At 40.6% G+C, this 16,892-nt stretch carries 11 protein-coding genes and 2 pseudogenes; 1 reads left to right on the forward strand and 12 read right to left on the reverse strand.

What is annotated here, in order from left to right; genetic code table 11:
• Nucleotides 1-259: 259 nt before the first annotated feature.
• Nucleotides 260-991, forward strand: coding sequence for a DUF554 domain-containing protein (locus tag EL076_RS08355; protein ID WP_126430016.1), 732 nt, complete (start codon nucleotides 260-262; stop codon nucleotides 989-991).
• A 233-nt stretch (nucleotides 992-1,224) separates the two neighbouring features.
• On the opposite strand, the gene EL076_RS08360 is transcribed toward EL076_RS08355, so the two are convergent.
• The 12 genes and pseudogenes from EL076_RS08360 to EL076_RS08415 all read right to left on the reverse strand — a co-directional run bounded on the left by EL076_RS08360 (nucleotide 1,225) and on the right by EL076_RS08415 (nucleotide 16,815).
• Nucleotides 1,225-1,839, reverse strand: a complete 615-nt coding sequence (locus tag EL076_RS08360; protein ID WP_003093796.1) for a GyrI-like domain-containing protein — start codon at nucleotides 1,837-1,839, stop codon at nucleotides 1,225-1,227.
• Between the two features lie 63 nt (nucleotides 1,840-1,902).
• Nucleotides 1,903-2,801 (reverse strand): annotated as a pseudogene (locus EL076_RS08365) (helix-turn-helix transcriptional regulator).
• A gap of 86 nt (nucleotides 2,802-2,887) precedes the next feature.
• Nucleotides 2,888-3,332, reverse strand: a pseudogene (locus tag EL076_RS08370) (helix-turn-helix domain-containing protein); the annotation flags it as partial.
• Between the two features lie 99 nt (nucleotides 3,333-3,431).
• Nucleotides 3,432-7,085: a helicase-exonuclease AddAB subunit AddA gene (gene addA / locus EL076_RS08375; protein WP_126430018.1), complete on the reverse strand. Its 3,654-nt coding sequence runs from the start codon at nucleotides 7,083-7,085 to the stop codon at nucleotides 3,432-3,434.
• Nucleotides 7,075-10,395: an ATP-dependent nuclease subunit B gene (rexB, locus tag EL076_RS08380; protein WP_126430020.1), complete on the reverse strand. Its 3,321-nt coding sequence runs from the start codon at nucleotides 10,393-10,395 to the stop codon at nucleotides 7,075-7,077. The genes addA and rexB overlap by 11 nt, the downstream gene beginning before the upstream one ends.
• 249 nt (nucleotides 10,396-10,644) lie before the next feature.
• A complete protein-coding gene (locus EL076_RS08385) occupies nucleotides 10,645-10,962 on the reverse strand; it encodes a GHKL domain-containing protein (protein ID WP_232009640.1) in 318 nt (105 codons plus the stop codon).
• Between the two features lie 424 nt (nucleotides 10,963-11,386).
• Entirely contained in the window at nucleotides 11,387-12,418 is a 1,032-nt protein-coding gene (locus tag EL076_RS08390) for a S66 family peptidase (RefSeq protein ID WP_126430022.1), read from the reverse strand.
• Between the two features lie 111 nt (nucleotides 12,419-12,529).
• Nucleotides 12,530-13,210 (reverse strand): hypothetical protein, encoded by a 681-nt coding sequence (locus tag EL076_RS08395; protein ID WP_126430024.1) that lies wholly within the window; start codon nucleotides 13,208-13,210, stop codon nucleotides 12,530-12,532.
• Between the two features lie 4 nt (nucleotides 13,211-13,214).
• Complete coding sequence (locus EL076_RS08400) at nucleotides 13,215-13,661, reverse strand: LytTR family DNA-binding domain-containing protein (RefSeq protein WP_003094625.1); 447 nt, start codon at nucleotides 13,659-13,661, stop codon at nucleotides 13,215-13,217.
• Nucleotides 13,662-13,873: 212 nt separating this feature from the next.
• Nucleotides 13,874-14,860, reverse strand: a complete 987-nt coding sequence (locus EL076_RS08405) for a TcaA 3rd/4th domain-containing protein (protein WP_126430026.1) — start codon at nucleotides 14,858-14,860, stop codon at nucleotides 13,874-13,876.
• 28 nt (nucleotides 14,861-14,888) lie between these two features.
• A complete protein-coding gene (locus tag EL076_RS08410) occupies nucleotides 14,889-15,461 on the reverse strand; it encodes a hypothetical protein (RefSeq protein ID WP_126430028.1) in 573 nt (190 codons plus the stop codon).
• Between the two features lie 172 nt (nucleotides 15,462-15,633).
• Nucleotides 15,634-16,815: a DUF6574 domain-containing protein gene (locus EL076_RS08415; protein ID WP_126430030.1), complete on the reverse strand. Its 1,182-nt coding sequence runs from the start codon at nucleotides 16,813-16,815 to the stop codon at nucleotides 15,634-15,636.
• Nucleotides 16,816-16,892 lie beyond the last annotated feature (77 nt).

The raw sequence follows: 16,892 nt of genomic DNA on the forward strand, positions 1-16,892 counted from the left end.
CTTTCTTTAGGTTTTTAGCGTAAGTCTTATTTTTTTACATTAGGATATAAATTAGATTTATTCTTTTGTTTTTTATGAACAACACTCTAAGAATACTGGCAATAAATTTAGATAAGGCTATTTCGTTACCTTCTCATTTATTGTATCATTTTAAAGGTACAATTTCAAGAAAGCGTTTGTAAATATGAGACAATTTTGCATTCAGCCTTTGATAATGCTAAACTTATAGTATTTAAAACAAGTAGGAGGCAAATCACTGGTGCCAACTGGAATTATCATCAACTCACTATCAATTATCCTAGGAGGAATCGCTGGAGGTCTCTTTGGCGACTATCTTAGAGAAGATTTCAAGGAGAACCTTAATCTCATCTTCGGGCTAGCCTCTATGGTTATGGGGATTAGTGCTATTATGAATATGGTTAATATGCCTGCGGTTATCTTCGCGGTGGTTATCGGCACTATCATCGGCCTCTTGTTGAAGTTTGGAAACCTCATCAACAAGGGAGCTAGACTTATGGAAAAAGGCTTGTCCAAGATTACGCCAAGCAAGGAAACCGGACTGGCTCACGATGAGTTCTATGCACAGCTTCTGACAGTTATCGTCCTCTTTTGTGCGAGTGGGACAGGAATTTACGGTAGTCTTGAGTCTGGAATGACTGGTGATGCTTCTATCTTAATTTCCAAGTCCATCCTAGATTTCTTTACAGCCATGATTTTCTCTTGTAGTCTGGGCTACATCGTTTCCATGATTGCCATTCCACAATTTATCATTTTTTTCCTTCTCTTCTTGAGCGCTGGATTCATTCTTCCTCTAACGACAAAAGACATGATTGGAGACTTTAAGGCTTGTGGAGGCTTCCTCATGATTGCGACGGGATTTCGTATTATGAAACTGCGTCAATTCCCAACAGCAGATATGATTCCAGCCATGATTCTGGTTATGCCTATTTCCTGGGCCTGGGTAAATTGGGTGGTGCCTTTTCTTGGCTAAAATTACTATTGAAATAACGAAATACCGTCAGTGCTTAACTCCTGGCGGTATTTTATCTGTTGGGAAATTGGGGTAAAAAGTCATTTTGAAGAGAAGTACTCTATTGATTTTTGCAGGTTGGGACAATTATAGTTTTATAATCTCTTTGTGTATATTTTTAATTTTTCCTATTTTTCTTTGGTATCAGCCATTAAATCATTTTTTGTCGTTGGTCTTGGCATAACAAGTCCCTCCTATTTCACTGAATATCTTAATATAGTTTTTTGTTTTTCTTCTGATGTCCTGTTTTTATTACTTAGGTATATTTCTTTATGAAAATCACCTATTCTTGTAAGATCAAATTTTCTTGCAAATTCATTCATCAGTTCAAATGACTTTGGCTCATCATCATAACTTCCAACATGTAAAATATGGATAGATTTTCCCTCTTCTATTTCTCTAAAACTTATCTCATCATACAATACGTTGGGCTTTTTCTTTTTTACATTCTCAAGTGCCTTTTTGAATATCTCTTGTGTAATAAAATCAGGTTGTTTAATCATCAATGTGTATTCCAGTTTATTTTTATCAAGCTCTTCTCCATTTGCTTTTTTCCAAAAGCCTTCTAATGGATATACCGTAAAATCTGTAATCTCGTTATCAGTTTTATTTTTCATTGCATTTTTAAACAACATTTTAATGGCATAGGCAAGAGAATATAATGCGGATATTCTATCTGAGAAATCCACTTCATTCGGATTTCCTTTACCTTTTAGCAAAATAAATTTTTGCTTTGGCACTTCTACAATGATAGGTGTTTGCTTTACACCATAAAGATTTTTTTCTTGTTTTCTCCATTCATATTTCATTATCCAGTTCTCCCTTTACATTTGGTTAATTTTATTATACAGGAAGATACTTGACACCATTTGTCAAGTTATATATTTTTCTGCCATTTTATTTATCATTTCTTTAATCTGCCTCCGTATCTCTTTCGGCTCTAATACTTCTGCTCCATCTCCGAAAGAAAAAATATAGTTGTATAGGTTGTGATTATTTGGGATTTGTATTTCGGTATATAAATTTCCGTCATTATCTTCTGTGATTTCTCCATTTAACTCATCATATACTCGAAATGCAACCTTACGATTAAACTTGACTTTTATATTCACTGTATTTTCATGTGGCATTTCTTTTTTGAGTAATATATCTTCAAAGCTGTCATCAAACTTTTCAGTATGGATGTCTAAATTCTTTATCCTGGACAATTTGAAATATCTAAAATCATTTCTGAGTAAACACAAAGCATATAGATACCAGTCCTGACTCTTGAAAAGTAATCTCACAGGTTTAACACTTCTACTTGTTTCTTCTTCATTACTGCTAAAATATGTGAATGAAATAATGTTTTACTTAAAATTGCAGATTTGATATCATCAAAAGTTTTTTCATACAGCTTATTGTTTTGCCAATTATTAAAATCAACTTCTATCCAACTGGTATTCTTCATTTTAAAGAGTGCAGAAAGTTTTGTCAAAAGCTCATTTTCAGATTGTTTTGTTGTATTATCCAAGCCTTGAAGAGCTGACATAATTTGCTGTTTCTCATTCTCAGACAGTAGTGATTTACTAAGAACAAAATCTTCAGCAATCTCTATTCCGCCTCCCTTTCCTTGCAACGCATAAATGGGAATACCGGCACTGCTGATAGAGTCAATATCTCTATAAATTGTTCTGACCGATACCTCAAATTTATCTGCAAGCTCATTTGCTGTAACTTTTCCCTTTTCTAAAATATAATATAGTATCTTAAATAATCTATTATCTTTCATCGTGTTAATATCTCCTACAGTTATTTTACCACAATAACTTGACATTTATTGTCATATTATGAAATGTTTTCCCAAATCATGATAATACTACTTAAACCTGCAAGTTCATCGTGGCTATATTTTTCATATAGCTTCCCCCAGATACTCGGACATAGCGATGAACTGATGTTTTGTTCATTTCCCCCTGCAACTGTAAATGCTTTTTTCTTTTGAATTGTGATGTTCGTACTTCTTCCTCCTCTTACACTCGGTGCCAATTGCACCCGGGAAACTAATTTGAACGGTTTCCCATTTCTTACCTCAGAAGGAGTAGAACCATGAAAATTCTTAAATGCAGTCTCAAATGAATCCGATGACTCATATCCAAATTTGAATGCAACATCAATAATCTTTTCATCCGTATCCCTTAAAATAACAGCTGCTTCTTAAATATTCTGAGAGTGTTGTTTCAGTTAGAATAAAAAACAAGCGACCGAACATAGAATAAGTATATCCTGATAACTGAGTTACTTTCTTTTCATCAATTCTATTTTACTAGAAAGTCTTATGAGTTTTTATTGCTCACTTATATTGTATATTCAAGACACAAAAAACCACTCTCTCACTATGAAAGAATGGTTATGCGATAACTTATACTTCTACAACTTCCAAGTTTTTTCCACCTAAGAGGATAAGATATTTGTCGACCTTGTCCATTTGATAGGCTTGACTGAGAGCCTTGGCATAGAGGCTCATTTGGCCTGTGTAGCGCTCTTTAATCTCACTTGGGTGAGTAAAATGGTCCGTCTTGTAATCAAAGAGGACAATACGGTCTTCAAGAAGAAGGTAGCCATCGATGATACCACGGACGACAAAGTCTTCTTTACTAGCGGGATCTTCTGCTAACATAGCAAATGGTGCTTCACGACGCAACTTACCACGGTTAGCTAGAATGAGCTTCCCAAGTTCGGTGTCAAAGAAGCCTAGTAGCTTTTCTAACTGCACACGCGCCTTAACTTGATCATCTGCCGATACCCGACTCAAGGCCTGTGTCAAGTCTTGGAGGGTCACAGTATCAGAAAGAATCAAGCGTTGCATGAGTTCATGGGTAGCAGAACCAACCGCAGCTCCGGTTACCTTAATCTTTTGTCCAAAGTCTGGTAACTCAAAAGTGGTTGCTGTCTCAAGAGGTTGGACTTCCTCTTTCTTGTCCATGATATCTACACCTTCTGTATCCATAACTGGTTCGTAGAAAGTCTTCAGCTGACTTGGAGTACGCACCGATGGTAGGTCAATCGCTGGTGCATAGAGTTGGTTGAGTTTTTTAACACTTTCTAAGACAGTCAGGGCACGCTTAATCTCTTCTGTCTGACGATTGTTAGATAAATCATCGGCATCTACTGCCGCTTGAACTTCAACCTGACCAATAGCCTCTGGGATCAACTCCTCAGCCTCAACAAAGCGAACAGTAAACTTGAGATCCTTTCTCATAAAGGCAGTATCCAAAGCCATAACCCAATCCTGATAAGTAGCGATTTGGTCACGTAGGGCTACTGGTAGGCGATTATTTTCAACATCCGTGCCAAATTGCTGGGTCAATTTCTCCTTACTGCCCTTACCAACCAGGTAGAGTTTTTTCTCTGCACGGGTCATTGCCACATAGAGTAGACGCATCTCTTCTGAGATACTTGCCCGTCGCTCTTCCCTACGATTTTCCTGGAAGGTTAAGGTCTCGAGAACAACATTTAACTTAGGCAAATTGGTGTTTATCTGGTCTTTAAGGTCAGCTAGGTACTTAATGCCAAGCCCTTTTTCACGGTTGATAATATACTTCCCGCTCAGGCCATCCTTGCTGTGACCAATGAACTTGCGATTCATCTGAAGGACAAAGACATACTTAAACTCTAGCCCCTTGGACTTGTGAATGGTCATGAGGCTAACGGCATTTTTGGGAACCAAGTCTGCCACTTCCTCTAGGTCGTTACCGCTAGAAATAATCTTATCAATCATACCAATAAAACGAGAAAGCCCCTTAAAGCCAGTCTTTTCATAGGCATTGGCACGCAAGGCAAGGGCGTAGAGATTAGCCTGGCGTTGCTCAGCTCGTGGAAGGCTGCCAACATAATCATAATAGAAACGATCGTCGTAAATCTTCCAGATGAGGTCATAGAGCGAGTGCCACTTACTGTAATCACGCCAATCTGACAGAGTCTCAATGAAGAGAGTCAACTTAGCCTCAAGTCCTTGCATCACGACTTCTGGATAAAGTCCTGATTTAGTATGAGCTGCAAGAAGCTTGTCATAGAATTGGCCTTTATCAGCCTGGACAGCGATCCTAGCCAGGTCGTCCTCGTTGAAGTTAAACATCGGTGAACGAAGGAGGGCAACCAAGGCGTAGTCATTGAGAGGATTATTGATGGTACGAAGGGTGTCCAACATAATCATAACTTCTAGTGACTCTAGGTAGCTTGACTTGTACTCGTCAGGTACCAAAGGGATTCCATGCTCCTCGAAGCTTGCCATCAAGTCAAGATAGGTGTTGCGGGTTGGTGCTAGGAGGGTAATGTCCTCAAAACGTACACCCTGCTCGTGAAGTTTGATAATTTCTTTGATAACCAAGGAAATCTCGCCGCTACTAATAGGTTGATCCGCACCTTCCTCGTCAGGAGTCACACTTGCTTCATCACTATTGTAAATAAGAACCTCAGTCTGATTTTCAGGATGGGGCTCTTTTTGCTTCTCGCTACCTGCTACCAACATATGAGTCTTGTCATAGAGGATGTCCCCGATTTCCTGATCCATGAGGTGGCTGAAAACACCATTGGTCGCATCAAGGACTTCAGATTGACTACGGAAGTTCTCCTTGAGAAGGATAAGTTTACCTGCATCTGGATTTTCAAAGAAGAGATGGAACTTGCCATTAAAAATCTGAGGATCCGCCTGACGGAAACGATAGATGGATTGCTTGATATCTCCCACCATGAATCGGTTGTGACCGTTAGATAGAAGCTCCAACATTCGTTCTTGGGTATGGCTATTGTCCTGATACTCATCCACCATAACTTCATGGTAACGGTCACGGTAGCTGACTGCCACCTCTGGATTTTCCTCCAAAATACGGATGGCAAAGTGGGCAATATCCGAGAATTCAAAGGCATTTTCCTGAATCTTGGCCTGTAAATACTGGTCCGAAAAATCAAGAACAAAGGCCTGAAGCAGCTCTAACAGAGGTAGGATCTCATCATTATGCTTGGTCAAAACATCGAGGACCGTTAGTTGGGTATCAACCTCTCGCAACTGGGCCACAAACTCATTTTTGGTCTTGTTGTAAGCTTCCTTGTAGGCCTTGAGTTCCTCGTCTTTAGGACGAGTCATATTGGTTAAACCAGTACCTCCTGACAGAGTCAATAGTTGTTTGAGGAGGTCCTCCATATCGGTTTGGTCATTGGCCAGAGCTCCTTCAAGAAGGCTAATGGCATCCGACACATTATTCAGATACTTAGCCTTTGCAAATTCACGCTGAGCTAGACCTAGATGATCTCTTAAGAAGGCTAAGAAATCAGCCAACAAGCCATCTATGAGACCCTCTAAAAGCTCAGCTTTAGCCTTTTCTGGATTGGCCTCTGCCTGCCCTTTTAAAAGATTTTGCCGTAGCCATTTTTCAGGACCTGCAGTAGCCTGAGAAAAGTTATAGATATCGTAAACTAGATCGCGGAAGGCCTTACTAGTTTTGCTATGTCCAGTGAAATTGCGGACCAATTTTTGGAAAAGTTGGGCATCCTTTCCTTGCATATAATCGTTGAAGAGGTCAGCATAAACCTCATTTTTCATAAGTGTCTGCTCGGCAGGGTCTGTCATGATACGGAAAATAGGTGACACCCCCAGGAGATAGCCATACTGATTGACCAATTTCTGGGTGAAGGCATCCATGGTTCCAATATCAGCCGTTCCAATCTTGGCAATCTGATCTGAAAGAAAGGCACGCTCTTCATCCGTCTCAACCTGTCCAAGCTGCTCTGTCAGACGCTTTTCCAGACGCTCTTTTAACTCACCTGCTGCCTTTACCGTAAAGGTTGAGATAAAGAGTTGGTCAATGCCAACGCCACGTCCAATCATATCAAGGATACGCTCAACCATAACAAAGGTTTTTCCTGACCCAGCCGAAGCTGACACAAGAATATTGCTACCATTACTGTAAATGGCCTCAATCTGTTCTGGTGTTAACTTACGTTCCTTGTCAGAAGCTGATTCTTGGGCAATACGTTCCTCAATCTCTGTTGGACTTAAAAAAGTTTTAGTCAACATGGTTGTCCTCCTGGTCTTTTTTGTCTGCTGTTACAGCTTGATCAGTGACTGGAAAGGGGATGATTTTTTCAGCAACTTGCATCTCATTATCGTCCTCATCTTTTGCCATCAGCTCCAAATAGGCTTCCTTCTTGCCCTTACTTGGTAAACGCAAGAGTTTTCGAGCCTGTCCCATGTGTCGGTCGGCCTCAAAATGAGTAATTGCCTTGATTTGATCTCCTTGAACAGACTTGCCATCCTCGGTATAAGGATTGACCGCGAAATTCCCGCTTCTAATAACTTCAGCAGCACTTGTAAAGAGCTTGATATTGTAGTCTAGCAAGGTTTCTAGGTCCTTCTTGTCATAGGTGACAGTCTTTTGTAAATCATAGTTTCCACCAGCTAGATGCTCTGTTTCTGAAGCCACAAAAAGTCCCTTATAGGTCAATTCCTTATGAGCCTGAGCTGCTAGCTTATCCAGACCAAACTTAGCTAGGTTAAGCTGTGGGTCCTGCATGTGAAGATACATGGCCCCAAAAAGCTGAGCAGCATCAACCTTATAGGTTTGGCGAAGGGCCTCCAGATAGGTCACCAACTGCGGACTGAGGCCATTATAGAATTTCTGAATGTCAAAGACATTTTTACCTGACTTGTAGTCAACGACACCCAGAGCCCCATCCGTTAAACGGTCCACTCGGTCAATAATCCCTGTAATTTTGATGCTATTTGCTAAAAGTAAGTCAAACTTAGCTTCCTCACGCTCAACCTTAACCGCCGCATTGTCACGCAAAACACTGGCAGTTGAACGAGCGATATCTTCCAAGATCTGACGAGACAAGCGACTCTCTTGGTCCTCTGTATAGAGAATTTCAAAGGGTTGTTCCTGATTAGTCTGAGCAATAGCCTTTTCCAATTTATCATCGAAGTTTTCTGACGAAGAATCACCCATCACACGCTCAAAGACACGGTGCAAGTAAGTTCCGTGGTGTCGAGCATCTGGATGAATAGACTCCAACTCTTCAAGTCCCAAAACATAACGCAAGAAATAAAGATATTGGTTGTTATAGAAGGTCGTCAGAGCAGAAGCTGATAATTTCAGTGGTTCCTCCCCCGGAAAAACCAGCTGCATGACCTGTTCATCCACCTTGGTCGTCGTCACATCATCTATCACCGTTGGAATCAAGACTTGATCCTTATCAAGTCGTTTACGGAGATAACGTACAGCAACTGACCAGAAAGTCTGGGTGTCCTTGTCCAAATCTACATCCAAATGACTACTGTTAAGGGCAATGACAGTCGACAGAAGGTCTCTATAGTTCCCAATCTGGTCACCCTTGGCCTCGAAACGATTGCGTCCCTTTTCAACCAAAGGAAGACCAAGGTCAAGCAGCTCCTTCAAATAAACCGACATGTCATCTTGAGTCTCATTGAGAATTTGTGGCTGACTAAGCACCAATTGTTCACTAGCCGCATTAAAAAGTGACATAGCCACAAAATGCCCCCGCTGACTATTGCTCTGCGTAACAATATCCAAGCTCCTGTGTTCATCCGTCGCCTCATTGATACGACTACGTTCCTCGTCAGATAGGAGACTCTTATTTTGCCCTACCTTAGGAAAGTGTGACTGGGTCATCCCCAAAGCAAAAACATACGGAGCCGAATGTGGCTGGATCAAATCATATTTTTTCACATTGACCACATCAACAGTGGCTGGAACCGTACGGTAATCACAGGCCAACATTCCTGAACGCAAAATGGACAAAAAGTCGTCCACTGACAGTGTTTCTTCACCAAAAATAGTCTCAACCTGCTCCAAGAGTTGTGTGAAAGCCTTCCAGACTTGTTCATTCTGTTCTTTTTCAGCCTCACTGGCCTTGGCAGTCAAAGCAGCCATCTTACTTGGCACTTGCACAGCCTCTAAAAAGACCACTAGTTTCTTGAGTAGACTAGATCCCTTTTGTTTGCGACTATTAAGCAATTTGTCCAAGGGCTCTACCAGCTGTAACCTTAATCCATTGAGCTTGTCTAAATCATACTTATCACGACTGTTAGCTGTAAAATCAGACAAGAACTTATGGCGCCCCTTGATATCTGCAAAATTGACATAATACTCAAAAAAGTCTAAATCCTCTTGAGTAAAACCACCATAAAGACCGGATTTTACGAGATTAAGCAAATCCTCGGTATGGTAGTTATAGCGCTTGATACGTTCCAACGAATCCACAAACTGTAACAAAGGATGGCTAGACATGGTTTCTTCCTTACCGAAATAATAGGGAATATCAAATTTTCGGAAAATCTGCCCCACCTGAAGCTTATAACTCTCCTCATCACCAAGCAGGACCAAGATATCCTTGTAGCGCTTGCCATCCGCCAGCAACTGACGAATACTCTTGGCAACCTGAGCCACTTCTTCTTTCTGGTTGACCACTTCCCAAACCTGCAGGGCATGCTTATCCTGCTCAGTTACCTTCTCATCTACCGTACTAAAGTCATGACGGCTCTCCAAAAGACGACTAATACGCGCAAAAGAAAGATTGCCCTCCTTGTCTGTCGTCACGTAGTCGGGTGTCACCTTATAGGTCTGAGCCAAAGTTCTCAAAAAATCCACTGAGGCCTGATAAACATTGCCATAAACAAAGTTAGCCCTATAAGCTTTTTGACTGGCATAAGTTCCAATGACAATCTGATGGCACTTGTCGTTCAAGAGTGCAACTAGGGCCTCCTCCTCAGCCGAGAAGCGGGTAAAGCCATCAATGACCAAAACCGTGTTGCCCAGGGCTTCATCCAGATGTCCTGAGGTAATTTCCTTAAAAAAGGCACTAAGCTTTGATTGATTGTCAAAATTCCCTGCCAACAAGAGGTCCTGAGCGGCACTGAAAATCCTTACCAAATCCTCTTGTTTTTCAACCTGATCCAAATGCTGCAAATCCAGAACCGTCATATTGGCCTGCTGCAACTCTTTATAAAGGTCCACCAATTGATTAATAAAGTTGCTATCCTTGCGCAAACGACCATAAACCTTTAGATCATCGTCACCCATGTGCGACAACACCTTATAAAAAATCATGGCCAAACCTGTATCATCCAACTGAGTCTTTGGGTTACTCGTATTGAGAATAAAATACCTAGCCATCTGAGTAAAACGAGTCACCGTAATGTCAAAAGATGCTGACTGAGGCAGGTATTCTAAAACCTTTCGCTCCTTTTCAAAGGATAGAGCATTAGGGGCAATATAAAAAACCCTCTTTCCTTTTTGAGCATAGCTAGTCGCCTGCTCCGTCAGAATTTCTGTTAAATCCTGAGACATATCCGTATAAAGTAATTTCATAAGACGTCCCTTTCTTGTCGCTACACCAGTCGTTCGGACTAAGCAAGAATTGCCATTCACTTAGCACTAACAACCACTAATCCTTGCTATTATAACACAGAATGAAGCAACAATCAGACTCCTCCCTCACCCCTTCCTCCTCCGATGTCCTAAGCTTCAGACATAAGCATAAGCTCAGCAGCAAAGAGCCCTACTTTATGGATCTGTAACGAAAAAAAGAGCTAAATCCTTTGATTTAGCTCTATATATTTATTTAAAAATCAATTCCTGTTTGAAGAGGTAATCACCACTGCTTGTAATCAGATTGGCATCACTATACTTCCTAAGAATATCCTTGGCTGAGTGAAGGTTAAGACCAGAGGTCTTCTTCTGATTTTCTTCTTGCATAATGGCATCAAGGTCAACTTTTTCTTCTTGCGTCCTATTTTCCATGACGAAATGGTAACTCCCATCCTTATCATGGCGATGAAAACTAAAATTGATTTGACTTACAGGCACCTGCTTACTCTCATCAATCGCATTACTAAAGAAAATAGACACTCGTAGGGTCAAGTCAACCACATTCATAGCAAAACCTGATCGTCATTCGTCCCCATCAGAATAATCTCTAGCACATCTTCACTAACAACAGACATGACAGGGTTAGTTGTTCCTAAATCAACCAACCGCTTTCTTTCTCATAGTAATTTCCCTTCTAGCCTCATTTTCTGTTTATCTGACTTTCAGTCTTAGCATGCATTCGCCTAGATTTTTTAATGTCATATTCGTCACATAAAACTCCAATAGAGTATAATCATTCCAATCTAGTTTTTCACTATACTCTATTATCACAAATAAAGAGACTACAAAATAGGAAAAAAGGGAGTGGGAATCAATCTGATAGATTGGATGAACTTAGAAATACAGGAGTATTATCCACTTAAAGTGTCATGCTTTATAGCAACTAAGATACTCCTACTTTCTAAAAGAAGCTGAGAGTCTTATCTCAGCTTTATTTGTTATAGTCAAAGCGAATGACTTGCTTCTTTGCATCTACATGGGCGTGGACTCCGAAGGGGACAATTGCTCTTGGAGTTGCGTGTCCGACATTCAGATTATAGACAATTGGGATATTGCTATCAATGATATCCAATAGTGCCTCTTTATAGTCGTCATAGAAAGTTTCATCCATAGGTTTCCCGACCAAGAGTCCACTGATGACCTCAAATATCCTAGTTTCTTTTAAAGTTTGCAACATTTTTTTGAAATCATCAGGTCCAGGCTTTTCTTCACTTGTTTCTAGCAATAGAATCTTTCCTTCCCAGTCGGATAAGTCAGGGATAAGTTTGTATTTTTGGCAGAGTTCTGTACTGTCTGCATATCGAGAATTGTCAAATATATCATAGAGAGACTCAAGACAACCACCGAGGATTTCTCCCTCAAACCGAGCATTGCCTTGTAACAAGTCAAAACCTGTATTTGCATGGCTGACACGAGGTGTTCCCAAGGCTTTGGAACTAAAATCAGTTCGTTCCTCATACCAAACGTTACCAGGGCGAATTTCTGAGATTTTTCCACTCTTAATCAATTCTTTAAAGTAGTGAAGACTATAGGGCAACATTTCCTTGTTCAATTCACAAATATCTGCTAAAAAGGATTGCCCATAAAAAGTCTTGACCCCTAGCTTATGCAACATGAGGTGGTTCATGGTTGTATCCGAGAAACCGAGAAAAATCTTTGGTTTGATAACCTTTTGTAGTTGGTCATTTTCAAAGAGGTAGGGTAGCAAGCGATAGGTATCATCTCCACCAATGGCGCATAGAATCATGTCGATGCTATCATCAGAAAAGGCATGAATCAAATCCTCTGCACGAGCTTCAGGATGTTCTTTGATAAAATCTAAGCCTTTTAGCGAATGAGGTAAAAAGATAGGATTGAGTCCGAGGTCCTTGAGACGTTGAATACCCAAGTCCACTTCGTGCCTGACAAAGTCTTCACCGATAATCCCACTAGATAAACTTATAATACCAATAGTAGAAACCATGTCTTGTCCCTCCTGAAAATAGATTGAGCCTATCTTATCACAGGAGATGAGATAAAACAATAGGTATTATATTAATCAGAGGTTCCCTCCACTAACTTAATCAACCGCATTCTAACCAATATAAATAATTTCTAAATTACCCAAGGAAACGCCCCCTTTGATGTAGAAATCCTTGCTAGTCAAATTACTTGGATTTTCCTGGTGTTGAATAGCCGAGAGCGAGTTGTCCACATTAATATGAACTCGCCAATCACTGGGGACATAGAGACTCAAGCTTCCCAGAGAAACGTCCACATCAAACTGGGCAGATGACCCCTCGATATGACAATTATCAAAATAAACGGAAGCATATCCTAAACTTACATCCGCACTTCCATGAGTAAAGTGTTGATCATTGAGATATTTGGTCACCGTTGAAAAAGACACATCGATATCATTACCACCATTGTTAGCTTCTGAGCCAGTAGAACCCAACCCAAAACGATTCTTTGTTTTACTAGAAGAATTGAAGAGGATATTCAAGCCAATAACTGCAAGAATAGAAGAGAGGATAACGACCGAATTAGATACTGGAAGAAAATGGAACTGCCCGTTAAGTGAAAAAAGAGCCACAATGCCATAGGCGAAACCAAGAGCAAAATGTCGCTTCAAAAAACTAGAAAGGGACAAAATAGCCAGTAAGACTACCCAAGCTAACATCCAAAAACTAATTTCCCATTGTATAAAATAGTCTTGTACAATTACCAAAGCTGCCAAAAGGATCAAGAGGATCCCAACTAATTTCTTTCTCATTATCTTACCTCATTTCGTTTAGTCGTTCTTTTAAAACTTGATAGTAGCGTCTTGATACATGGACCTGCTTGTGGGTCTGATAGAAATTCACCGTGCTGGTCCCTGAAAAAGACTTCTCTAAAGAATAAATCTGTTTTACGTTGACAATCGTCGATTTGGAAATCCGACAAAAGGCAATCGGCAGCAAGTCTTCCAATTCGTAGAGCTTTTGCTTTACCTCATAGGCCTCATCCTTAGTATGACCATAAATTTTCTCCCCGTCTGTTTCAAAAAAGAGAATATTTGCCAAATCCAGAAAATATTCACTACGATCCTTGTAAAAGGCTAAAGGAACTAACTTTTGCTTTAGAATAGACTCTTGGAGCTGGGCTAATTCCTGTGTTAACCGAGGAGCTCGAATCAAGATTTCAGGCTCATCCATGGATGGGTCTAATTCGATTCTAACTTTCATAAGACTCCTTTCCTGTCCTTTTGATGCTTCCATTATAACAAGTACTTTACACAAAACAAGGCCTTTTGGGTAAGTGGCACAGTTTAGCCCCTAAGAGGTAAAAACAGCCAAACAAAAGAACCTGGCAATTGCCAAGTTCTCCATTTTTTAGTGTGGAGGACTAACCTCCTATTTGTAATCCGTTCAATGCTAACTAACTGAGAAAGCTACTGTTATTTCACGGTATTTTCACGGCTCACATGTTGCGATTCGCCAGCCTTGCCGTTGATACGATAGTTGCTGTAGTCAGAACTACTACTGCTAGAATCGCTATCATCGTCTCCAACGTATTCTACATTACAAGACCAAGAGATTTTATCTTTAATATCTCCTGATGACTTGAATTTTGAATCATAACCATAGTAGAAATCATAAACGGCTGTGAAGGTCACCTTGAAGGTCTTCTCACCAGTCTGAACGACTTCTGTTACGTCAATGTCTGAGAAGGTAATACTATCGGCAGCTCGGTTTTTAGCACCTGTAGTATTTTTATCAATATCAGCCGTTACATCCTTATACATGGTATCATCAGTACCATTAAGGAAAATGTCGGATACACCATCTGGTGTCGTGTTGTGATTAGATGCGGAGCTACCAAATTTACCGTAGGCAGCGGTCAAAAGACGATCTGCCGTATCACGGTCAAGAACACCATCAGCATCAAGAGTAACCGTTTGGCCTTCAGAGATTTTCTTAATAGACAATGTCTCTGTTTTAATAGAGCTACCATCTTCGAAATTCTTCTTAACATAAACAGCTGATGAACCTGCTACTGCTACCTTGTTAACATCTAGTTTCCCTGAGTTAAGGGTTCCAACTTTGGTACCACCAACGTAGAGGTCTCCGTCCTTAAGATTAGACTTAACGGTAAAGCTAAGATACTCTACAGAAAGGTTGACTTCCGTTTTAGAGGTCACATTTTCCTCAGATGAGACCGTGATTTCTTGGTCATTGACCTTACCAGAAGCCACAAAATTGTAAGTTCCTGGATAGAGATGGTTCAATTTAGCAGTGTAGTTATTGCTATCTGTAGTTGCGTAAGCAATATCATTAATAGTCACATTCAAATCAGCTGTATTAACGGTCAAATCAACCGTTCCAGGATCTACCACAACTCGCCACTTAGGAAAAATAAGGAACTGACGTCCAACCTTTTGCATACGTTCGCCAGACAGGAGTTGGCTCTTGCTATAGGCTTGTGTACTTGGCTTCGGATGTTTTAATTTCCTTTTTAGTATCAGACCATACTTGGTATTCTAGGCTATCCCTAAAGCTCTTCTTAGCTGCTGCTTCATAACGTTCTGCTACTTGACCACGTGAGTAGTAATAAGAAGCAAAGCAATAACCAGAAAGCGCTAAGACTGCTACAACAACACCAGCAATAATCAGGATTTTCTTTCCCTTAGCCATGGCTGGCTTGGCTGGTTTCGCTGCCTTACCATCTGAGATAAACTGATGGATGGTTGACACATCATAACCTGAAGACTTACCAAGTAGGAATTCCTCAGGAAGAGGCTGATGTCCAACATAGGTTTTAAAAGCCTTTATCCAGATTACTTGTGCTTCTTTAGAAATAGTTTCTGAATATTCTTCGGTGTGATTCTGGTCTTCGCGAGACACCAGCCTTAGCTCCTCAATTTCTAAAAGAGTCGTTTCCTCTTCATCACCAAGCGGGACATCTTCAAACACTTCCTCGGCAACGTCATACTCATCAACTTCTTCTGTTGGTTCAGAAGGAGTGGCCTCTTGGTCCAAGCCCATTGCCGCAATGCCTTTAATAGCCTTTAAATCAAGGTCTTCTTTTTAGCCTTCTTCAATTTCCAAGACACGGGGCGGACGACCAACTGCCTTTTCAAATAAATCAATCGACTTTTCTTCTGTTGCCATAAAGACTCCTATACACTTGCTTTTTCAAAAAATGCTAGAGCTTTACTTAGAATAGAAGACCTATTGTAAATGATGACATGATAGTAAATACGATTGCAAATAAGATAGACAAAATGACACCATTCAAAAGTGCTGCCAAGATCATTTGATAGAACTTATCAGCCTTCCACGCTGTTGTTACAGGAACAATTGTAAAGAGGTTTGCAAGTGCAAATAAGAAGTAAACAACATAGAACAAGAAAAGTGGGAAGCCAACAAGTCCAATAGCTCCGAACAAGATTGTTACGAGCAAGATTGGCAAGGTCAATGATGTCAAACGACCAAAACGGTCAAAACTATTCAAGAAAGTAGTCTCTGGGTCACGGAAGATGGCCTTACGTGTCACAAATCCTGCCAAGATGAAGGCAAAGATAAAGAGAAAGGCTGCTAGGATACTTGCGAAGAAAGCCCCAAAACCAATACTAGATGTATGACTTGAAAATGAAGATGAGTAACTATCTGTTCCATAAGAACCAAACATACTAGACAATGCATTTGTTGTTGATACAACTGGGCTAATAAATTTACGTGCCACAGCGCTCAAGATTGCAAAGAAGGCAAGTCCAGTGAAGAGTGACAAGAAGATATAGTTAAGCCAACCATTGTGTTTGCCATAATCTGTCATGTCAGCTGGACGACGCCATGCATTAAGCAACCATGTCCAGTAGTTTTTGAAAGTTGCCGCAAATGCTGATGGTTGTGCTGGAACAACTACAGCTTGGCCATTGATAAATTGGACATTTTGACCTGGTCGAAGAGGTTGACCGTTAGCAAAAGCTGCTTGTTGACCAGCTTGAGCATTCGCAAAAACAGCTTGTGGTTGCGCCGCTTGATTTGGCACTCCTTGTACTGGAGCAGCTTGCACCCCCGCAAAGGTTGGTTGAGCTTGAGCAGCCTGAGCAGTTGCAAAAGGAGCTTGTGGTTGTGCGTCTTGTGCACTCGCAAAAGTCGGTTGTTGTTGCGCTTCTTGTGCACCAGCGAAAGTTGGCTGTGGGTGCGACTCTTGGGCTGGTGTTTCTTGAACATTAGCGAAAGCTGGTTGCGCTGGCGCTTCTTGTACTGGAGCAGTTTCTACTTCTGGGGCGTCATCTTGGAACTCACCAGCTGCAAGTGCTACTGCAATTTCTTCTTCAGTCGCTGAACGACCATTGATGGCTTCAAAAAAATCTAACCAATCTGCTTTAGTCATAATAATCTCCTTAAAAATACATAGAATGACATTATTTTACCACAAATAGATCTATCAATAAATGTCATTTTTATTAG

Source organism: Streptococcus vestibularis, assembly GCF_900636445.1.
GTDB classification, from domain to species: domain Bacteria; phylum Bacillota; class Bacilli; order Lactobacillales; family Streptococcaceae; genus Streptococcus; species Streptococcus vestibularis.

What these genes read in the sequence shown, in the direction of transcription:
- EL076_RS08395 (WP_126430024.1), bottom strand. Translation starts at nt 13,210, where the DNA reads ATGAGAAAGAAATTAGTTGGGATCCTCTTGATCCTTTTGGCAGCTTTG.
- EL076_RS08410 (WP_126430028.1), bottom strand. Translation starts at nt 15,461, where the DNA reads ATGGGCTTGGACCAAGAGGCCACTCCTTCTGAACCAACAGAAGAAGTT.
- EL076_RS08385 (WP_232009640.1), bottom strand. Translation starts at nt 10,962, where the DNA reads ATGAATGTGGTTGACTTGACCCTACGAGTGTCTATTTTCTTTAGTAAT.
- addA (WP_126430018.1), bottom strand. Translation starts at nt 7,085, where the DNA reads ATGTTGACTAAAACTTTTTTAAGTCCAACAGAGATTGAGGAACGTATT.
- EL076_RS08360 (WP_003093796.1), bottom strand. Translation starts at nt 1,839, where the DNA reads ATGAAATATGAATGGAGAAAACAAGAAAAAAATCTTTATGGTGTAAAG.
- EL076_RS08415 (WP_126430030.1), bottom strand. Translation starts at nt 16,815, where the DNA reads ATGACTAAAGCAGATTGGTTAGATTTTTTTGAAGCCATCAATGGTCGT.
- EL076_RS08400 (WP_003094625.1), bottom strand. Translation starts at nt 13,661, where the DNA reads ATGAAAGTTAGAATCGAATTAGACCCATCCATGGATGAGCCTGAAATC.
- rexB (WP_126430020.1), bottom strand. Translation starts at nt 10,395, where the DNA reads ATGAAATTACTTTATACGGATATGTCTCAGGATTTAACAGAAATTCTG.
- EL076_RS08390 (WP_126430022.1), bottom strand. Translation starts at nt 12,418, where the DNA reads ATGGTTTCTACTATTGGTATTATAAGTTTATCTAGTGGGATTATCGGT.
- EL076_RS08405 (WP_126430026.1), bottom strand. Translation starts at nt 14,860, where the DNA reads ATGCAAAAGGTTGGACGTCAGTTCCTTATTTTTCCTAAGTGGCGAGTT.